The sequence below is a fragment of the Flavisphingomonas formosensis genome (assembly GCF_009755815.1).
GTDB classification, from domain to species: Bacteria; Pseudomonadota; Alphaproteobacteria; order Sphingomonadales; family Sphingomonadaceae; genus Flavisphingomonas; species Flavisphingomonas formosensis.
Genome location: NZ_WRPK01000008.1, coordinates 73,271 through 91,171 on the forward strand (window position 1 = coordinate 73,271; position 17,901 = coordinate 91,171).

18 protein-coding genes are annotated in these 17,901 nt (G+C 65.7%); 14 read left to right on the forward strand and 4 right to left on the reverse strand.

Annotated features, from left to right (window positions below):
- The first annotated feature begins 29 nt into the window (after window positions 1-29).
- On the forward strand, window positions 30-806 hold the full coding sequence (locus tag GQY20_RS20855) for an IclR family transcriptional regulator (RefSeq protein WP_157219089.1): 777 nt from the start codon (window positions 30-32) through the stop codon (window positions 804-806).
- A gap of 40 nt (window positions 807-846) precedes the next feature.
- Here GQY20_RS20855 and GQY20_RS20860 read toward each other — a convergent pair whose 3' ends face one another.
- On the reverse strand, window positions 847-1,824 hold the full coding sequence (locus tag GQY20_RS20860) for an alpha/beta fold hydrolase (protein WP_198351094.1): 978 nt from the start codon (window positions 1,822-1,824) through the stop codon (window positions 847-849).
- Window positions 1,825-2,064: 240 nt separating this feature from the next.
- On the opposite strand from GQY20_RS20860, the gene GQY20_RS20865 reads away from it, so the two are divergent.
- The 7 genes from GQY20_RS20865 to GQY20_RS20895 all read left to right on the forward strand — a co-directional run bounded on the left by GQY20_RS20865 (window position 2,065) and on the right by GQY20_RS20895 (window position 10,728).
- Window positions 2,065-3,480 carry an FAD-dependent oxidoreductase gene (locus GQY20_RS20865; RefSeq protein ID WP_157219091.1) on the forward strand — a complete coding sequence of 472 codons (1,416 nt, stop codon included), beginning with the start codon at window positions 2,065-2,067 and terminating at the stop codon, window positions 3,478-3,480.
- A complete protein-coding gene (locus tag GQY20_RS20870) occupies window positions 3,480-4,298 on the forward strand; it encodes an alpha/beta fold hydrolase (protein ID WP_157219092.1) in 819 nt (272 codons plus the stop codon). Before GQY20_RS20865 ends, GQY20_RS20870 begins: the two co-directional genes overlap by 1 nt.
- Before the next feature lie 26 nt (window positions 4,299-4,324).
- A complete protein-coding gene (locus GQY20_RS20875) occupies window positions 4,325-4,918 on the forward strand; it encodes a glutathione S-transferase family protein (RefSeq protein WP_198351095.1) in 594 nt (197 codons plus the stop codon).
- A gap of 244 nt (window positions 4,919-5,162) precedes the next feature.
- Entirely contained in the window at window positions 5,163-7,505 is a 2,343-nt protein-coding gene (locus GQY20_RS20880) for a TonB-dependent receptor (RefSeq protein ID WP_198351096.1), read from the forward strand.
- 68 nt (window positions 7,506-7,573) lie between these two features.
- Complete coding sequence (locus tag GQY20_RS20885; RefSeq protein WP_157219095.1) at window positions 7,574-7,873, forward strand: hypothetical protein; 300 nt, start codon at window positions 7,574-7,576, stop codon at window positions 7,871-7,873.
- A 3-nt stretch (window positions 7,874-7,876) separates the two neighbouring features.
- Window positions 7,877-9,853: an oxidoreductase gene (locus GQY20_RS20890; protein WP_157219096.1), complete on the forward strand. Its 1,977-nt coding sequence runs from the start codon at window positions 7,877-7,879 to the stop codon at window positions 9,851-9,853.
- Window positions 9,854-9,876: 23 nt separating this feature from the next.
- Complete coding sequence (locus GQY20_RS20895) at window positions 9,877-10,728, forward strand: SDR family NAD(P)-dependent oxidoreductase (RefSeq protein ID WP_157219097.1); 852 nt, start codon at window positions 9,877-9,879, stop codon at window positions 10,726-10,728.
- Window positions 10,729-10,803: 75 nt separating this feature from the next.
- Here GQY20_RS20895 and GQY20_RS20900 read toward each other — a convergent pair whose 3' ends face one another.
- On the reverse strand, window positions 10,804-11,202 hold the full coding sequence (locus GQY20_RS20900) for a GlcG/HbpS family heme-binding protein (RefSeq protein WP_157219098.1): 399 nt from the start codon (window positions 11,200-11,202) through the stop codon (window positions 10,804-10,806).
- A gap of 74 nt (window positions 11,203-11,276) precedes the next feature.
- On the opposite strand from GQY20_RS20900, the gene GQY20_RS20905 reads away from it, so the two are divergent.
- The 4 genes from GQY20_RS20905 to GQY20_RS20920 all read left to right on the forward strand — a co-directional run bounded on the left by GQY20_RS20905 (window position 11,277) and on the right by GQY20_RS20920 (window position 14,695).
- A complete protein-coding gene (locus GQY20_RS20905) occupies window positions 11,277-12,038 on the forward strand; it encodes a GntR family transcriptional regulator (protein ID WP_157219099.1) in 762 nt (253 codons plus the stop codon).
- Between the two features lie 274 nt (window positions 12,039-12,312).
- On the forward strand, window positions 12,313-13,248 hold the full coding sequence (locus GQY20_RS20910; protein ID WP_157219100.1) for a hypothetical protein: 936 nt from the start codon (window positions 12,313-12,315) through the stop codon (window positions 13,246-13,248).
- Window positions 13,245-14,390 carry a class I SAM-dependent methyltransferase gene (locus GQY20_RS20915; RefSeq protein WP_157219101.1) on the forward strand — a complete coding sequence of 382 codons (1,146 nt, stop codon included), beginning with the start codon at window positions 13,245-13,247 and terminating at the stop codon, window positions 14,388-14,390. The genes GQY20_RS20910 and GQY20_RS20915 overlap by 4 nt, the downstream gene beginning before the upstream one ends.
- Window positions 14,387-14,695, forward strand: a complete 309-nt coding sequence (locus GQY20_RS20920; protein ID WP_157219102.1) for a hypothetical protein — start codon at window positions 14,387-14,389, stop codon at window positions 14,693-14,695. Before GQY20_RS20915 ends, GQY20_RS20920 begins: the two co-directional genes overlap by 4 nt.
- Window positions 14,696-14,874: 179 nt before the next feature.
- Here GQY20_RS20920 and GQY20_RS20925 read toward each other — a convergent pair whose 3' ends face one another.
- Both GQY20_RS20925 and GQY20_RS20930 read right to left on the reverse strand, forming a co-directional pair.
- The gene (locus tag GQY20_RS20925; protein ID WP_157219103.1) at window positions 14,875-15,510 is read right to left on the reverse strand and encodes a Vgb family protein; all 636 of its coding nucleotides are present in this window, start codon (window positions 15,508-15,510) and stop codon (window positions 14,875-14,877) included.
- A 9-nt stretch (window positions 15,511-15,519) separates the two neighbouring features.
- Complete coding sequence (locus GQY20_RS20930; protein WP_157219104.1) at window positions 15,520-16,740, reverse strand: helix-turn-helix domain-containing protein; 1,221 nt, start codon at window positions 16,738-16,740, stop codon at window positions 15,520-15,522.
- Between the two features lie 104 nt (window positions 16,741-16,844).
- Here GQY20_RS20930 and GQY20_RS20935 point away from each other — a divergent pair, with 104 nt between their 5' ends.
- On the forward strand, window positions 16,845-17,156 hold the full coding sequence (locus tag GQY20_RS20935) for a hypothetical protein (protein ID WP_157219105.1): 312 nt from the start codon (window positions 16,845-16,847) through the stop codon (window positions 17,154-17,156).
- A complete protein-coding gene (locus GQY20_RS20940) occupies window positions 17,153-17,869 on the forward strand; it encodes a DUF899 domain-containing protein (protein ID WP_157219106.1) in 717 nt (238 codons plus the stop codon). The genes GQY20_RS20935 and GQY20_RS20940 overlap by 4 nt, the downstream gene beginning before the upstream one ends.
- Window positions 17,870-17,901 lie beyond the last annotated feature (32 nt).

Here is a 17,901-nt window from a genome sequence, read left to right on the forward strand (position 1 = left end):
TACGGGATGGCGGCCGGATCGGGGACGGAATGGACAAGACGATCGTCAAGGGCATGTCGGTGCTCGAAACGCTGGTGGCCTCTCCGGAGCCGCTCGGCGTGTCCGAGCTCGCCCGGCTCGTAGGCCTGACGAAGAGCAATATTCACCGCTATCTGCAGACGTTCGTGGCGCTCGGCTATGTGTCGGCCAGCAACGGCCGCTACGCCGCGACGCTCAAGATCTGGCAGCAGGGCGCTCAGGTGATCGAGCGGCTGGATCTGCGCCGTACGATCCGGCCGATCATGGAGCGACTGGCGCGGGCCACGCTGGAGACGGTGCATCTCGCGCTTTGCGAAGGCGCCAACGTCATCTATGTCGAGAAGGCCGAGGGCGTGCATTCGGTGCGCGCCTTTTCCGAGATCGGCGAGCGCGCGCCCGCTCATTGCTCGGCCACCGGCAAGGTCTTCCTCGCCTATCATCCGACCGCGCTGCAGGAAACGCTGGCGCGTCCGCTGCGCTACTATACGCCCCACACCATCACCGACGCCGACGCACTCGTCGCCGCCACTGAGGAGGTCCGCGCTTCCGGCATCGCGATCAACCGCGGCGAATGGGAGGTTACCGTCGGCGGCGTCGCCGCGCCCGTCTGGGGGCCGGACGATCAGATCATCGCCGCGATGGGCCTCACCCTGCCGCTCATCCGCTACACCGAGGAAAACAGCGCCACGCTGATCGCACAGGTCCGCGCCGCCGCCGCCGAAGCCTCCCGCGCGCTCGGCGCCTCGCCCCAGCAGATCGGCGCCGGCAAGTCCCGCCTGGTGGCGTAAGCGATTCAATCCTCTCCCGCTTCCGGGAGAGAGCCTCAGATCAGCGCTTTCCCGTTGCTTCTCTCACGAAGTCCGCCGCGATGTCGGACCAGCGCGCCGGTTCGACGATCAGCATGTGCGCCGACCCGTCCGAGAATTTCCGGTAGCGGAAATTGGGCTTCATCTGCCCGGTGCGGATGTCGATCGGATTGAGCGCGTCGGCGCCGTCGGACAGCACCAGCACCGGCACCTCGATGAGTTTGAGGTCCGATGCCATGTCATTGTCGAAGACGGCGGCATGCGCGACATCCGCGGCACCGGCCAGGAACAGGTTCAAAGTCGACCAGTTGATCGTCACCAGATTGCGCGGAGAGACGCCCTGCGCGCGGAACAGCTTGGCATAATAGGCGCTGAGATGGCTGCCGTCGGGCTTCAACGTCATGTCGGCTTCCGGCAGAGCCTTGCGCTGCGCCCGCTCGGCTTCGTTATAATTCGGCGCGCCGTGCAGGATCACGCCCTCCACCCGCTCGGGATGATGCGCGGCGAGCGCAGCCGCGATCGACGCACCGGTATGATGGCCAGCGACGACGACCTTGCGAATCTTCAGATAATCCAGCACCGGCACGATATTCTCGGCATATTGCTGGATCGTCGGCGCTCCGTCCGGCGCATCCGACATGCCGTAGCCGGGCGTGTCGATCGCCAGGGTACGGATGCCGCGTGCGGCGAGACAAGGCTGGATATCCGCGAACTCGACCAGCGACCAGGGCGTCTGGTGAAGCAGCAGCAGCACCGGCCCCGTCGCCGGCCCCATCATGCGGTAATGGACCTGTCCCATCGGCGATGGCGCATAGCCTTTGCCGCCTTTGAGCACGCTGAGGCCATCCCAATGCGAATCGGTCTCGGCGGGCGGTGCGCAGCGCGCGGCCCGTTGGGCCGGCGGCGACGCGCCCGCATCGTTCGCAAAGGCGAGAGCGGGGAGGACCATATGATTGACCAATGCCGCGCCTAGACATGCTCCGACGACCCATCTTCGCATGTCGCGCCTCATACGTTCTGAATAATAGAACATCGTTCCATAATTGAGTGTGTCGCCGTGTATCCGGACTGTCAACGCGCTCTCGCATCCTGGCCATCCTGCGAAGCCGGTTTTGCTGCACCGCAGGCAAATCGCAGCCGCATGGGCATTCCGCCTTGACGGCTAGTCGGCACCCAGTTTAGCCTCAAGATATAGAACATCGTTCCGTATTTTAGAACACAATCCTTCGGAGTCGCAAACATGTGGGATGTGGTCGTTGTCGGCGGTGGATCGTCGGGATTGCCGGCGGCCATTTTCGCGGCCGAACGCGGCGGGCGCGTGCTCTTGCTCGATCACGCAGCGCAGCTGGGCGGCACGCTCTGGGTCGCGACAGGCCAGATGAGCGCAGCCGGCACCCGGCTGCAGCGCGAAAAGGGGATCGAGGACAGCGCCGACGCCCATTTCGAAGACGTGCTGCGGATCAGCCGCGGCACGATCAACCCGGAACTGGCCCGCCTTGCGGTGGACAACGCCGCCGCCACCTTCGATTGGCTGATGGAACGCGGTTTCGAGCCGATGCCCGATCATCCCGTCGCCGGTTACGGCCACGAGCCCTACCTCGAGAAACGTTATTACTGGGGCGCCAAGGGCGGCATCAGCGTGAAGGACGTGCTGGTCCCGATCGTCGAGGAGCTGGAGCGGCGCGGCGCGATCGACGTGCGGCTCCAGCATGAGGTGATCGCGATCGATACGGACGAGAAGGGCCGCGTCACCGGCGTCGTGGCTCGTGATCAGGAGAACCAGGAGCATCGCTTCGCCGGTGGCAGCGTCGTGCTGAGCTGTGGCGGCTATGCGGCCGATCCTGCCCTGTTCGCCGAACTCAGCGGCTATCCGCTCTACAATGCCGCTCCCTATCCCTTCTCGCGCGGCGCCGGGCTCAAGCTGGGCCAGTCGGTCGGCGGCTACCTGCGAGGCTTCGAGAATGTCTTCAACAACTTCGGGACGCTATACAATAGCGATATCTTCCCCGCCCGTACCGTCGCACCGGTCGAAACCTTCCCGGAACGGCGCGAACCCTGGGAAATCTACGTCAACGCCGAAGGAAATCGTTTCATCCGCGAGGATATTCGCAGCGTCGATGCCCGCGAGATGGCACTGATGGACCAGCCCGATCGTCGTTACTGGATCGTCTTCGACCAATATGTGCTCGATCATGCGCCGCCGATCGTCGTCGGATGGACGCGCGAAGACATGGTGAAAGCCTTCGCCGAGGATGGTCCTGCCTTCTCCAGCGCGCCGGATCTGGCGACGCTCGCCGAACGGGCAGGTATCGATGCGAACGGACTTTCCCGTGCGGTCGCCGGCTATAATTACGGCGTGCTGACCGGCAACGACTTCTTCGGCCGCATCCATCGCCCGGTCGCGCTCGAAAGCGGCCCCTTCTACGCGATCCGCATGCAGGGCAGCTCCATCTCGGGCGCGGTGGGGCTCGCGGTCGACGACGCCCTGCGCGTGATCCGCAAGGACGGCAGCGTGATCGAGAATCTCTATGCAATCGGCGAGCTGCTCGGCTCCGGCCAGACAATGGGCAAGGCCGCATGCGGCGGCATGATGGTGACGCCTGCGATGAGCTTTGGCCGCCTGCTCGGCCGGACCCTGCCGATCGCGGCCCGTTGATGCTGCCTTCCGTCAACCTGCTGCCCGGCGAACGCCGCGGCTATGTGGATGGCCCTTGCGGTCAGGTCCATTATCGCGAGCAGGGCGCGGGCATCCCGATCGTCCTCATTCATCAGGCCCCCTGGGGATCGATCCAGTATCGCCGCGCGATCCCGGTGCTGGCCGCCGCGGGCTACCGCGTCGTGGCGCCCGACCTGCCCGGCCACGGAATGTCCGACCCGCCGGCCGAAGCGGCGAGCATCGAACTCTATGCCGATACCGTCGCGGCCGTGATCGCGGCGCTCGATCTCGGCCCGGCCGCGCTGGTCGGCCATCATGGCGGCTGCCTTGTCGGCGCGCGCCTCGCGGCCACTCGTCCCGAGCTGGCCCGCGCGCTCGTCACCGACAACATGCCCTATTACACCGCCGCGCAGCGCGCCGAGCGCTCCGGGACGCTGAGCGACGTGCAGCAGATCAAGCCTGACGGCAGCCATTTCACCGACCGCTGGGCGGTGGTGCGGCGGATCGCCGACCCCGCGTGGAGCGACGAGACGGTCCATGTCGGCATCGTCGCCTATTTCGCCAACGGCCCCTGGAAGGAAGACGGTCACCGCGCCGCACCTGCTTATGACCTCGAGTCCGATATCGACGCAATCGCCTGCCCGACGCTGGTGATCTCCAGCCATCAGGACCGGCTGTTCCCGATGGGCCGCCAGCTCGTCGAACGCCGGCCGGGCTGGTCCTATGCCGAATATCCCGGCGGCGCCGGCATGGTGTTCGAACGCGTGCGGGAATGGGCTGCGCCGATCCTCGCCTTCCTGGCCCGGCAAGCCAGCTGACATCCGCCGGAAAGGGCAGACATATCATGACGCTTACCATCTATGGACGACCGGGGTCGCGGGCTCGTCGTCCGCTCTGGGTCGCGCGCGAGCTCGGCCTCGAGGTTCAGAATATCGAGCCGGCGCCGGGCGAGACCAAGCAGCCCGCCTATCTGGCGATCAATCCCAACGGCAAGGTTCCGGCGTTGATCGAGGATGGCTTCACCCTCTTCGAATCTTTCGCGCAGAGCCTCTATCTCGCCAAGAAATATGGCACCGGCCGCCTCTACCCCGAGACGATCGAGGGCGAAGCGCTCGTCTGGCAGTGGACGCTCTGGGGTCTCAACGAGCTGGAGCGGCTGCTGACCGTCTGTCTCTTCGATCGGGTGATCAAACCCGAGGCCGAACGCGACACCGCCGCCGCCGACAAGGCCGAGCAGGACTTGCAGGCACCACTCGCCATCCTCGATCGCGCTCTCGCCGGGCGGGACTGGCTGGTCGGCGAGGGATTCACCGTGGCCGACATCAACGTCGCCGCGATCGTGGCGCTTGCGCGGCCGTGCAAAGTCGATCTCGGCGGCCATGCCAACGTCGCGGCCTGGTTGGAACGCGCCCTCGCGCGGCCGGCTTATGCCGGCTGATTGTTGCATCGGAAGCACAGCATCAGCGGGGCATCGCCGCAGCGATATTAGCGCGTGACAGCGCCCGCTTTATGTCATACACATATAACAAATAATAATCGGAATTCGCAGGGCCTCCGGCGACTCGCGCGCCGGAGATGGGCGGGGCTTTGCCCGGACGCACGGGGCGGCACCGAGTGGGCAGGACACTAGTCAGGGAGCGTGTCTTAGAGACACCAGATCGAAAGGTAAGATCCGGATGAACATGATAAGGTTGGGGGCGGTCGCGGGACTTAGCCTTTATGCGATGGCGGTGGCCACTCAAGCCTATGCCCAGGATACGGCGGATACCGGCGGCGGGATCGGCGACATCGTCGTCACCGCGCAGCGCCGCGAGCAGAAGCTGCAGGACGTTCCGATCGCGGTCAGCGCCTTCACCAGCCAGGAGCTGCAGACGCGCCAGATCACGCGAACCGTCGACCTGCTGGCCTATGTGCCCAACCTGATCGGCCACAACAACACGTCGATCGGCACGGCGAACACCTATTCGCTGCGCGGCCTGAACAACAATGAGACCATCTCGACCTTCGACCTGCCGGTCGGCACCTATGTCGACGACGTCTACATGTCCCGCCAGAGCGCCAACAACTTCTCGCTTTTCGACGTCGAGCGGATCGAGGTGCTGCGCGGTCCGCAGGGCACGCTGTTCGGCCGCAACACCACCGGCGGCGCGATCAACGTCATCATGAAGAAGCCGGCACGCGATTTCGGCGGCTTCGCCGAGGTCGGCTATGGTCGCTTCGACCGCAAGCAGGCCCGCGCCGCTGTCGATATCCCGATCATCAAGGACAAGCTGCTGAGCAAGTGGCAGGGCTATTATATCCATGATGACGGCTACGCGCACAATCTGACGACCGGCGAGAAACTGAACTACGAGCATAGCTACGGTTTCCGCGGCGCCCTACGCTTCCTCGGCTCGGACAGCACGACCTGGGACGTCACCGCCGACTATAACCATCAGAGCTACGCCAACTTCCCGAACTTCTACGATCCGGACAGCAAGGATCGTGTCACCTACACCCGCCTGCGCACGGACCAGACGGTCTCGCAGGTGTTCGGCGGCAAGAGCTATCTCTCGCCCGGCCTTGCGGACCTGAAGCTCGGCAACACCGTGAATAGCTGGTCGGTCACGTCCAACCTGCAGATCCAGGCCAAAGACAATCTGACGATCAACATCATCAGCGGCTACCGCCACATCTACAACTATTACATGACCGACAGCGCGGCGAGCCTCAACAGCGCGACGACCCAATATGATTATCCGGCCGATATTGTGAACCCGGTAATGGGTAGCACCTCGGTTCTCGCCAATAAATATTGGGGCGGCCAGTTCAGCCAGGAGATCAAGGCGACCGGTACAGCCTTCGATGGCAAGCTCACCTATGTCGGCGGTCTCTATTATATTCGCGAAGACAATAAGACGAGCTTCGCCAACGTCCTTATCAGCCCAACCGGTGTTGGTACGCTCTCAGCGGATCGCACTATGTACAACAACACCGATGCGATCGCTGGATACTTTCAAGGCGACTATAAGATCGTTCCCGGCTTGACCTTCACCGCCGGTATCCGCTGGACGGGTGAGTTCAAGGACATCCACTTCACACCGAATGCCAGCCCGCTACCGCCGAGCGGCGTCAACCTTCCGTTCGATACACTCGACGTCATCGCGAAGGGCAATCCAGTAAAGCAGAACGCCAAGGTCTGGACGCCGCGTTTCGCGATCGACTACAAGATCAATCGTGACGTCTCGATCTTCGCCTCGGCGACCAAGGGTTTCAAGTCAGGCGGTTGGGTGTCGCGTGCCTATAACGCGGCCTCGATGTTCGCGTTCAAGCGCGAGACGATCTGGTCGTTCGAAGGCGGTCTCCGCTCCGAATGGTTCGACCGCAAGGTCCGCCTGAACCTCACCGGCTTCTACTTCAACGACATGGACAACCAGCTGCCAGCGGGCAGGGACAATCCGCTGGTGCCCGGCCAGATCATCTACACCACGCAGAACTTCGCGGATCTGCGTAACTACGGCCTCGAAACCGAGCTGACGATCGCGCCGACCCGCGGCCTCAACATCTTCTGGTCGTCGGGCCTCCAGCACGCCCGCTTCAAGAACCTCAATCAGTCTGTCGTCGATCAAATGCGGAACTGCCAGCAAGCCATCGCTGCCGGTAGCGCGAGCGCCAAGGCTACTTATTGCAACCAGGGCATCGTGACGGCGACGGGGCAGCTCGCAAAACCGAGCCGCGCACCCGACTTCACCTCGACGCTGGGCATCAACTACACCGCCGAGTTCGGCGACTATGCCGTGATCCCGTCGGTGAGCTGGAACTACACCTCGTCGAGCTGGCCGTCCGCCCAGAACGACGTCCGCGGCTATCAGAAGGCGCACAGCCTGTTCAACGCGGGCATCTCGCTCAAGAACAAGGTCATGGGCTGGACGCTCTCGGCGGACTGCACCAACTGCTTCGACAAGCGCTACGTCGCCTCCTTCCTCATCTTCCCGTATCTCAACGAGCCGGGTCGGTGGACGGTTCGGGCCCGTTACGACTTCTGATTTGCAAGTCCCCTCCGGCGGGGAGCAGAAATGCTCCCCGCCTTTTTCTGTTTCAGGAAGATATGACGATGGCCGAGCGTCCCGCCCCCGATCAGGTCAAGCTGCCGCGCACGGCCAAGGGCCAGCGCCCGCATTTCTTCGACGATCCCGCCATCGATCAGATGATGACCTTCTTCCTCGAGCTGATGACCGAGGTCGCCGTGCTGCGTGAGCGCACCGACACGATCGAACGCCTTCTCGATACCAAGGGCGCCATCTCTCGCGCCGATATCGAGGCCTATCGCGCCGACGCCGCGGTGGAGGCCGAGCGCCTTGCCTGGCGCAACGCCTATTTCCAGCGGGTCATGCGGATGCATGCGCCGGACTGAGGCATGACCGCCTACCCGCATCTCTTCTCCCCCACCACGATCGGCCGGCGGACGCTCCGCAATCGGATCGTCCATGCCTCCATGTCGACACATTATGCCGTGGGCGGGCGCGTCACCCCCCGGCTGATCGACTATTATGTCAACCGCGCGCGCGGCGGCGCCTCGCTGCTCGTCACCGAGCCGATGGCGATGCTGCACTGGCAGACGCTTCCCACCCGCCCGGCCGTGCTGAGCGACGTCAATGAGGGCGAGCTCGCCCGCTGGGCCGATGCCGTCGGCGGCGCGGGCGGCCTGATGCTCGGCCAGATCCAGGACAATGGCCGCGGCTTCCGTTCCGGCTTCCGCAATCCGGGCGCTTTCGGCCCTTCGGCCCTGCCCGACGATCTGAGCTGGACGGTTCCCCACGCCCTTTCGATCGACGCGATCCGGCGGATGATCGAGGAATTCGTGCAGTCGTCGCAGCGCATCCAGCGCGCAGGCTTTGCCGGCGTCGAGATATCGGCCGGTCATGGCCATCTCTTCCACCAGTTCCTCGCGCCCCGTTCCAATGTGCGCGAAGACGGCTATGGCGGCGATACTGCCGGCCGAACGCGCTTGCTGATCGAGCTGATCGCCGCCTTGCGGGCCGGCTGCGGCACCGACTTCATCATCGGCATCAAGCTGCCCGCGGAAGACGGCATGGATCGCGGCATCGACCTCGCCGAGGCTGCGCGGATCACCGAGCAGGTCCACGCCACCGGCGCGATCGACTATCTCACTTATTGCTGGGGCGCGCATGGCGACACGCTCTACGAGCATCTGCCCGATCTGCACGGCCCCCGTATGCCCTATGTGGACCGCATCGCGACGCTCGGCAAACACGCCCCCGGCGTGCCGCTCGGCGCGCTCGGCCTGATCACCGATCCCAATGAGGGCGAACGGATCATCCGCGATGGCCTTGCCGATCTCGTCATGCTCGGCCGGCCGCTGGTCACCGATCCGGCCTGGGGCCTCAAGGCCAAGCAGGGCCGCGAGGCGCAGATCCGCTATTGCGTGTCGTGCAACACCTGCTGGCACATGATCAACATCGGCCGCGGCCTCCATTGCGACAACAACCCCCGCGTCGGCGCGCCCGACGAGGCCGACTGGCGGCCCGAGCCGGCAGCGCAGCCGAAGCATGTCGTCGTGGTCGGCGCGGGCATCGCCGGCATGGAGGCCGCCTGGGTCGCCGCCGCGCGCGGCCATCGGGTGACGGTCTTCTCCGCGTCGGACGAGGCCGGCGGCAAGACGCGTCTCCACGCGCTGCTGCCGGGTGGCGAGAATCTCAGCAGCATCTACGATTATCAACGCCTCGCCGCCGAGCGCGCCGGCACCGTCTTCCGCTGGGGCGAGCGCGCGAGCGCGGACGCAATCCTGGCGCTCGCGCCCGATCATGTCGTCCTCGCCACCGGATCGACGCCCGCCTGGCCGGCCTATCTACCCGCGGACTATCGCGGCGAAGGCTTCTTCCCCGATCTGCGCGAGGCGATGGCCGATCTTACCCGGCGCACCAGCCGGCAGCAGGGCACCGCGGTGATCCACGACGCCGATCACGGCGCCTTCACCTACGCCGCCGCCGAGCTGCTGCGGGCCCGCTTCGACCGGGTCGTTATCCTTACCGAGCGCGAGCGCATCGCCAGCGACGAGGCGATGGTGACGCGCCAGGGCGTCTATGCCCGCCTCTATCGCAAGGGCATCGAGATCGTAACCTCGGTGCGTCCGCTCGCCAGTTCCCGCTTCGAGGAAGGCGAGGTCGCCTACGCCAATGTCTTCAGCGGCGGCGAAACCGTCATTACGGACGTCGCCCTCTTAACCTACGCCACCGCGCGCATCCCCGACGACCAATTGGCCGAACCGCTGCGCGCGGCCGGTATCGACGTGCGGCTGATCGGCGATGCCTGGGCGCCGCGCACCGTGCTGGCGGCGACGTCCGACGGCTATCGCGTCGGCATGGAATTTTGACGATTTTCGGAAGGAGAGTGCGCATGTATCCCGATCTCGACGGAAAGGTCGCCGTCGTCACCGGCGCCGGCCGCCACGGCGGCCTCGGTGCCGCGATCGCCCGCAAGCTGGTCGAGGACGGCGTTCACGTCGTGCTCCATGACATCGGTGCGACCAAAGGCGCGATGGCTCCCGAACATGGCGTCGGACAACTTTCGGAACTGGAGCAGATCGCCGAGGAGCTGAGCACGATCCACCCGAACATCGCGACCTTCACCGCCGACATGCGCGTCGAAGCCGAGGTGGAGGCGCTGATCGGCCATGCCGTCCAGTGTTTCGGCAAGCTCGACATACTGATCAACAATGCCGGTGTCGGCTATCTCTTCGGTCCCTTCGTCGAGCAGACGCAGGAGCAGTGGGACACGGTGCTCAACGTCAATCTGCGCGGCGCCTTCTTCGCGATGAAGCACGCCATCCGCCAGATGCTGATCCAAGACGAGATCCCGGATTGGGGGCGCGGCCGCGTCGTTTCGATCGGCAGCCGCGGCTCCAAGTCGGGCTCCGCCCTCACCTCTTCCTACATCGCCTCCAAGCACGGCATCGTCGGGCTGACCCGCTCCGTGGCGATCGAGATGGGCCCGCAGCAGATCACCGTGAACGCGGTCTGCCCGAACCACGTCACCACCGGCCTCGGTTCCTGGCAAAACGAATATATGGCGAAGATGCGCGGACAGACGATCGACGAATATCTCGCGGCGATGCGCGGCCGCATCCCGCTCGGCCGCGTCGGCACGCCCGAGGACACCGCCAATGCCTGCGCGTTCCTCTGCTCTGGTCAGGCCCGCTACATCACCGGCGAGGCGATGAACGTCTCAGGCGGCGAGGAAATGCACTGAGGGCCGGTTCCTCGTATAGCTCTTCCCAGTCCGCCATCCCGATTTTCGCCGGGACGGCGGACTGGGCGACTTGATCTACGCCAGCGCCGCCAGCCCCGCCTCGGCGATCGCCACATCCTGTTCCGCCGAGCCACCGGAAATGCCAATCCCGCCGATGCACGCGCCGTCGTGGCGCACCGGCAGCCCGCCCGGCATCGGCAGATAGTCAGTCAGCCGCAGCAGCTCCGGCTCGTCCTTGAGGCGCGCGGTCAGGGCGCCGCTCGGCGCACGCATCAGGGCCGCGGTGCGCGCCTTCGCCATGGCGACCGTTGGCGTCATCACCCCGGCCCCGTCACCGCGCTCCACGCGAAAGACATGACCGCCATCGTCGACGATTGCGATCGTCGCGGCGACGCCGATCTCCCGCGCCTTGGCGCGTGCGGCGGCCATGATTTCGTCCAGTTCGGCAGGCCCCAGTATCGCTTTGGTCTTCATTGGCACTTTTCCTCAGGGTTCGGGAGTGGTTAAGGGTTAATCACTGCGTATCGATATTGGTGTGGGGAACAGTCTTGGCAAAACGTAACGACGACGTCGCTCCGGTCGATCGGCTGCAGGCGGTTCCGCTGTACCATCAGATCTTCATGCAACTGCGCGAGGAAATCATCAGCGGCGCGCGCGGCTTCGGCTCGCGCATGCCGACCGAGGAGGAGCTTTCCGAAAGCTTCGGCGTCTCGCGCATCACTGCGCGGCGCGCGCTCGCCGAGCTCGCCGACACCAATCTCGTCGCCCGCAAGCGCCGCGTCGGCACGCACGTCATCTATCAGACGCCCGCCAAGCCGATCGAGGGCAGTATCGAGCAGGCGATCGAATCGCTGATCACTTATGGCCGCAAGACCCAGGTGAAGCTGCTGGAGCTCGAAACCATTCCCGCCCGCCTTCCGATTACCGACGCGCTGCAGCTGCCGATCGGCACGCCGGTGCTGCGCGTCGCGCGCGTCCGCTGGCTCGACGATCTCCCGCTCAGCTATCTCGTCAGCTATGTGCCGGCGGATCTCGCCGAGGCGATGAACCGCACCTCGCTCAAATCGACGCCGATGCTCAGCCTGCTGGAACAGGCCGGCGTGAAGATCGGCGCCGCGACACAGACCATTTCCGCCTCGCTGGCCGATGCCACCCTCGCCCATCTGCTGGAAGTCGACATCGGCTCGCCGATCCTGCGCGTCAACCGCACCGTGATGGATACCGACAAGCGGCCGGTGCAGCATGTGCTCGCCCAGTTCCGGCCCGATCGCTACCAGATCAAGCTCGATCTCCATTCGGCGAAAGCCTGAGCGGGGCCTTGCATACATCCACGTCATGCCAGCGAAAGCTGGCATCGCTTTCAAAAAGCACGCGGCTCGTGGCGGAGAGTGATCCCAGCTTTCGCTGGGATGACGCATTTCGAGAGCGCACTCCCGTTGCGCGACGCCCCGTGATGGCGAGGTCGGCGAAATGCGCGGATTTACCGTGAAACGGGTCATGAGCAGCCTTCTGCCACAGATTGCCAATTTGATATAGATATAAGGGTAATTGCTGCTAATCTGCCTGCATGACAGGGCATTGCAGATGAACGACTGGACTTCCCACGGCGATCCCCGCCTTACCCGTTTCCGCTTCGCGACGATCGGTGCCCCCGATATCGGCGTGATCGAGGAGCATTATGGCCAATGGCTCGGCTATCGCGTGCGCGAGCGGGGCACGGTGGCCGCCGATCTCGCTGCCAGCTGGGGTACGCCGGCCGCAGCGGGCCGCCCCTATATCGTGATGAGCACCGACGGCGCGCATGACGATTATGTCCGCGCCGTGCAGACCAGCGCCATTCCCGGCTATCGCCCGCTCACCACTTTCGGCTGGGCCGCATTCGAGATCATCGTCGACGACGTCCACGCCGTCCACGCACGCCTGAAGCAGTCGGCCTTCACCATCCTCGCCGAGCCCAAGCCGCTACAGTTCATGCCCTCGATCGTGGCGATGCAGGCGGCGGGGCCGGCCGGCGAATGCCTCTATTTCACAATGGAGAGCGGAGATCGCGAAACCTCGATCCTTCCGCGCCCGCGCTCCTTCGTCGACCGTCCGTTCATCCTCGTCGTCGCGGGCAGCGATTTCGATCGGCTGCGCAACTGGTATTGCGACACGTTCGACCTGAAGCGCCGGCCGCTGCGCGACAGCAAGATCCAGCTCGTCCAGGATGCGCTCGGCCTCGATCATGACCATGTCATCCGCATGACCACCGCAGGCCTGCGCGAGCATGGCTATCTGTTCGAATTCGACGAATACCCGTCCGGCCCCGGCTATCTCGCCGCCCCCCGCCCCCGCGCCGCGGGCGAGTTGCCGCCGGGCTGCGCGATGGCGAGCATCGCCACCACCGCGCTCGACAGCATCGCGGACCAGGCGATAACGCCGCCCGTCCCGCGCGAGGGAATAGGCTATGATGGCCGCCGCGCCTGCACCGTGATCGGCCCGGCTGGCGAGTTGGTCGAGTTCATTGAGGAGACCGAATGATGAGGGTTCGCGACGTCCAGCATCCGATGCTCCCGCAGGCGACCGAGGAGGAGCTGAGCCGGCAGCGCGCCGTCGTTTCGCTGCGCAAGCTGCTCAACGCGCGGGTGCGCAGCCAGAATGTCCGCCGCTTTCATGAGGAAGGCGCCGCCGCCTTCGCCGAGCGCAATAGCCGCCAACCGCAATCGCCCGACGATATCCAGGCCGCCCTGTTTGAATCGATGGGCTATCGCATGTGGAGCGCCGCCAACCGCTCCGCCCAGGAGATGATCTGGATGTCGGTGGGCGAACCGATCTTCCGCGATCGCGATCGCATGCAGGCCGCCGCCCGCGCGCTGGCCGAGGCGCCGGACCGGAAAGGCTCGCTCCACCTCGACCCCGACTATGATCCCTCCCCCGAGATTGCCGGCACCGACGTGCATCTCCAGCCCGGCGGCTATGGCCGCGACGACGGTCCGGACGATATCGTCGCCGGCGCCTTCTACGAAACCGGCGGCAACGTCTTCTCCTTCGGCCAGGGCGCGGGCAAGGGCGATAGCAAGGCGGGCGTGATCTTCCGCCTGCTCGACGAGGAATTCCCCGATTTCGTGCCGGGCCGCATCCTCGATCTCGGCTGCTCGGCCGGCGCCGCCTCCTGCGCCTATGCCGATCGCTACCCCGAGGCCGAGGTGCATGCGCTCGATATCGGCGCGGGCATGCTGCGCTACGCCCATGCCCGTGCCGAGGCGCTCGGGGTTGCCGTCCATTTCCACCAGATGGACGCGGCCGACCTGCGCTTTCCGGAGGCGAGCTTCGATCTCATCGTCTCGCACAACATGCTGCACGAGATCGGCGCCGAGAAGCGCCGCCGCGCCATGGCGGAGGCGCTGCGCGTGGTGCGCCCCGGCGGGCTCGTCATCTTCCAGGACGTCGATACCCGCTTCGCGCCGACCGAGGTGCACAGGGTGGAGAAGAACTGGGATACCGCCTTCAACGGCGAGATCTTCTGGCAGGTCTATAACGAAGCGGATCTGGTGGCCGATATGCGCGCGGCCGGCTTCGCCGAAACCGGCCTCAGGGAGCACAACGTCTCCGCGGTCAGCAATATCAACCGCTGGTATGTGATCAGCGGGCGCAAGCCGGTGGATGGAACCCCGACCGCATGACGAGCAGGATCGACGCGATCGCCGCGGTCATCCAGAGCGGCCGCGGCACCCGCGCCTACAGCCTCGACAATCGCGAGGCCGAGCAGGTGCTTTCCATCGCCCTCGCCCTGCTGGTCGAGCTCGCCGCCTCCAACGATCGCATCGATCGGCTGGAACGCGAGATCGCAACGCTGAAGGGCCAATCGCTCGACGCGTTACGCGAGGCACCGTTGGATGCGGACGCGCAGAAGGAACGCCAGGAGGCGCTCGAAGCGATGCAGCTACGCGTCCTGCGCATCCTGATGGATCCGCGCGACGGGGGTTGATCATCCCACAAGCGCCCTTCCCTGCAAGAGGGATCGGATTCGTACGTTTCGAGATGACCCTTTGCCCGTTGCCCCCGCGAAGGCGGGGGCGACGGGATGATCGTGCGTATGTTTAATGCTGCCAGGGCACGGACAATTGCGGATGGCTAGAATGTCTGAACAACTGAGATTTCCGCGCCTCACCCCTTCGGCCGACGGATCGCGCGCACCTTCCCGCTGCCCCCGCCGCCACAGAAGAAACGCTCGCCGCCATCCGACTCCAGCCCGGAGACGAAGGTCCCGGCCGGCATCTCCAGCCGCTCGAGCACCGCGCCCGATTGCGGATCGATGCGGCGCACGTCGCTCGTCTCGTCCTCCCAGGTGCCGTGCCACAGTTCGCCGTCCACCCAGGTGACGCCGGTCACAAAACGATCGGATTCGATCGTTCGCAGGATCGCGCCCGTTTCCGGATCGATCTGGTGGATCTTGCGGCCGCGATGCTGGCCGACCCACAGCGTGCCCTCCGCCCAGGCAAGGCCGGAATCGCCGCCGCCGCCCGGCGCCGGAATGGTGGCGACCACCTCGCCCGTCTTGGGATCGACCTTCTGGATGCGCGCCTCGGCGATCTGGAAGAGATAGTGGCCGTCAAATGCGGTTCCGGCATCCGCCGGCAGCGCGATCGATCCGACCAGCGCACCGCTCTCCGGATCCAGCGCATTCAGCCCGTCACCGCCCGCGAACCAGACTCGTTCGCCATCGAAGCTGACCCCGTGGACGCCCTCGACTCCGGCGAAAGGGCCATATTCGCGGAGGATTTCGGCGGACGCACGCTTCATGCGCCGGGTTTAGCGCGATGGCATCGGCACCGGGAGTAACAAGCTTGTCGGGAAACCCGATACGCCGGACGCGATCCAGCGGCAGGCACGGCCTCTGCCGAAGGATTCCGCCTTGCCCGCCTCCGCCAGCCCGTCCAGCGCGCGCTGCACGGTGCGCTGGCTGACCCCAAGCGCCAGCGCCAGGGCCGAGCTCGGCCAGGCTTCGCCATCGGCGAGCAACGCCAGCACCTCCGGATGATCGCCCTCGACGGGCGGCGCCAGGACGACCGGCTTGCGGCCGCGCCGCGGCATCAGCAGGAAACCCCGCGCCGTCGCGGTGATGCCCGCCAGCGGCCGCATCATCTTGCGCAGCCGGCCGATTTCCACGCGCAGCCGCGCGCGATGCGACTCGTCCGCCTCACGCGCCGAGAAGGCACGGGCCAGCAGCGTCTCGCGCGAAACGTCGCGCGGCCAGGCCTCGGCCAGCGCCCGCACCAGCGCAAACAGCTTCGGCCGGCTCGTGAAGGACAGCGTCGCCACGCCGGTCCGCGCGACGCTGCGGCATGCATCGACGACGAGCGCCTCGCCCGCGAGCAGCGTCTCAACCTCGTCCAGCCGCAAGATGCGATCGGCGCCGCGCGCGATCAACCGGGCCGCCGGCCCCTCCAGTGCCCGGATGGCGACCGCGACCTCGGCGACCAGCGCCGGGATGCCGGCGTCCTGCGCATGCCGCTCCGCGCGGACAAGCGCCCCGCGCGCGGCCTCGGCTCGGATGCGCCGCGCAGCGATGCCAGCCTCGACCAACGCCTGCGCCGCCTGCGACGCCGGTGGCAATCGTGCGGGATCGATCGCCGCCAGCGCCCGTTCGGCCTCGTCGAGGCGCCCAATCAGCAACAGGCGCCGGGCTTCGAGATAGTGGGCATGCGCGGCATTCACCCGATCGCCATGCGCCTCAAGCGTGGTCCGCGCGGCCTCCAGCCGCCGATCGGGCCATGCCAGATCGCGCGAGACGAACGCGATCTCGGCCTCCGCGACGACACAGCGCGCCTGGGCGACGCTTTCCCGCGGCCCGAAGCCATGCGCAGCACGGCGCAGCAGTTCCCGGGCGCGATCGAAATCGCCGAGCTGCGCCATGGTGATGCCGCGCAACGCCAGCGCGGGTGGATCTTCGCGCAGCGCGATCCGGCCGAGCGCGCCGAGCGGATCGCCCCTGGCGAGCGCCCGCGCCGCGGCGGTGATCAGCGAGTCCATCGAAATCCCGTCACACTTGTCACTCCCGCCCGCCGCCTGCGCGCGCCACCATCCTCGCCATGCCCATAGCGGCAGCAACGGCCCAATCGACCGGGAACCACAGAATGACGACGCACATTGCCTCGCACAAGGCGGCCCCGCCACCCGTCCGGCCTCTCGGTCCGGCGGACTGGCTTGGCTTCGCGGCCACACCGGTCTTCACCGCGCTGGCCGCGGTGTCGGCGGCGGAAGTGCCGCGGATCATGCTTTGCTCGGCGCTGCCCGGCCTGCTGCCGATCGACGGCATGACGCTCATGTATCTGCTGATGAGCCTCTTCCACGCCGGTCCCTGGCTGCGTCTCGCCGCTCTGTGGCCGTCCAGCAGCCGGAAATCGCAGCCGCTCCAACTGAAAACCCAGAAAAGGATCTACCGATGAACGCGACCATCCCCCTTTCGTCCGAACATCGCATCGTCTCCCGCGAAGAGTGGCTCACCGCCCGCAAGAACTTGCTGGCGAAAGAACGGTCGATGACCCATGCGCTCGACGATCTGCGCGAGGAGCGGCGGCGCCTCCCCTGGGTGAAGATCGACAAAGACTATGTCTTCGAAGGGCCAGGCGGTCCGCGTCCGCTCGCCGATCTGTTCGGCGGCCGCAGCCAGCTCGCCATCTATCATTTCATGCTGACGCCGGGATCGGACGGCATCTGCCGGGGCTGTTCCTTCATCGCCGACGGCATCGATGCGGCGCGCCAGCATTTCGAGCATGCCGATCTCGCCTTCGCCGCCATCTCCCGCGCACCGATCGGCCGGATCGAGGCGGTGCGTCGGCGCATGGGCTGGAGCTTCCCCTGGCTCTCCTCGCACGACAGCGACTTCAACTTCGATTTCGGTGTCTCCTTCACCCCCGAGCAATTGGAAGACGGCACCGCCATCTACAATTACGGCACCGTCATCCGGAAGAGCGAGGATATGTTTGGCACGAGTATCTTCGTGAGAGATGGCAGGGGTGACGTTTTCCACAGCTATTCGACCTATCATCGCGGCAACGAAATGCTGATGGGCGCCTTCATGTGGCTCGATCTCGTCCCCAAGGGCCGCAACGAACCCGATGGCACGATGAACTGGGTCAAGCTCCACGACGAATATTGAGCTGGTGCCATCCTGAACCTTTTCCCGCTTGC

Coding starts and splice junctions, on each gene's coding strand:
- GQY20_RS20940 (WP_157219106.1), top strand. CDS start 17,153: ATGAACGCGACCATCCCCCTTTCGTCCGAACATCGCATCGTCTCCCGC.
- GQY20_RS20885 (WP_157219095.1), top strand. CDS start 7,574: ATGGCCGAGCGTCCCGCCCCCGATCAGGTCAAGCTGCCGCGCACGGCC.
- GQY20_RS20890 (WP_157219096.1), top strand. CDS start 7,877: ATGACCGCCTACCCGCATCTCTTCTCCCCCACCACGATCGGCCGGCGG.
- GQY20_RS20860 (WP_198351094.1), bottom strand. CDS start 1,824: ATGCGAAGATGGGTCGTCGGAGCATGTCTAGGCGCGGCATTGGTCAAT.
- GQY20_RS20870 (WP_157219092.1), top strand. CDS start 3,480: ATGCTGCCTTCCGTCAACCTGCTGCCCGGCGAACGCCGCGGCTATGTG.
- GQY20_RS20930 (WP_157219104.1), bottom strand. CDS start 16,740: ATGGACTCGCTGATCACCGCCGCGGCGCGGGCGCTCGCCAGGGGCGAT.
- GQY20_RS20865 (WP_157219091.1), top strand. CDS start 2,065: ATGTGGGATGTGGTCGTTGTCGGCGGTGGATCGTCGGGATTGCCGGCG.
- GQY20_RS20895 (WP_157219097.1), top strand. CDS start 9,877: ATGTATCCCGATCTCGACGGAAAGGTCGCCGTCGTCACCGGCGCCGGC.
- GQY20_RS20920 (WP_157219102.1), top strand. CDS start 14,387: ATGACGAGCAGGATCGACGCGATCGCCGCGGTCATCCAGAGCGGCCGC.
- GQY20_RS20880 (WP_198351096.1), top strand. CDS start 5,163: ATGATAAGGTTGGGGGCGGTCGCGGGACTTAGCCTTTATGCGATGGCG.
- GQY20_RS20900 (WP_157219098.1), bottom strand. CDS start 11,202: ATGAAGACCAAAGCGATACTGGGGCCTGCCGAACTGGACGAAATCATG.
- GQY20_RS20855 (WP_157219089.1), top strand. CDS start 30: ATGGACAAGACGATCGTCAAGGGCATGTCGGTGCTCGAAACGCTGGTG.
- GQY20_RS20925 (WP_157219103.1), bottom strand. CDS start 15,510: ATGAAGCGTGCGTCCGCCGAAATCCTCCGCGAATATGGCCCTTTCGCC.
- GQY20_RS20875 (WP_198351095.1), top strand. CDS start 4,325: ATGACGCTTACCATCTATGGACGACCGGGGTCGCGGGCTCGTCGTCCG.
- GQY20_RS20915 (WP_157219101.1), top strand. CDS start 13,245: ATGATGAGGGTTCGCGACGTCCAGCATCCGATGCTCCCGCAGGCGACC.
- GQY20_RS20935 (WP_157219105.1), top strand. CDS start 16,845: ATGACGACGCACATTGCCTCGCACAAGGCGGCCCCGCCACCCGTCCGG.
- GQY20_RS20910 (WP_157219100.1), top strand. CDS start 12,313: ATGAACGACTGGACTTCCCACGGCGATCCCCGCCTTACCCGTTTCCGC.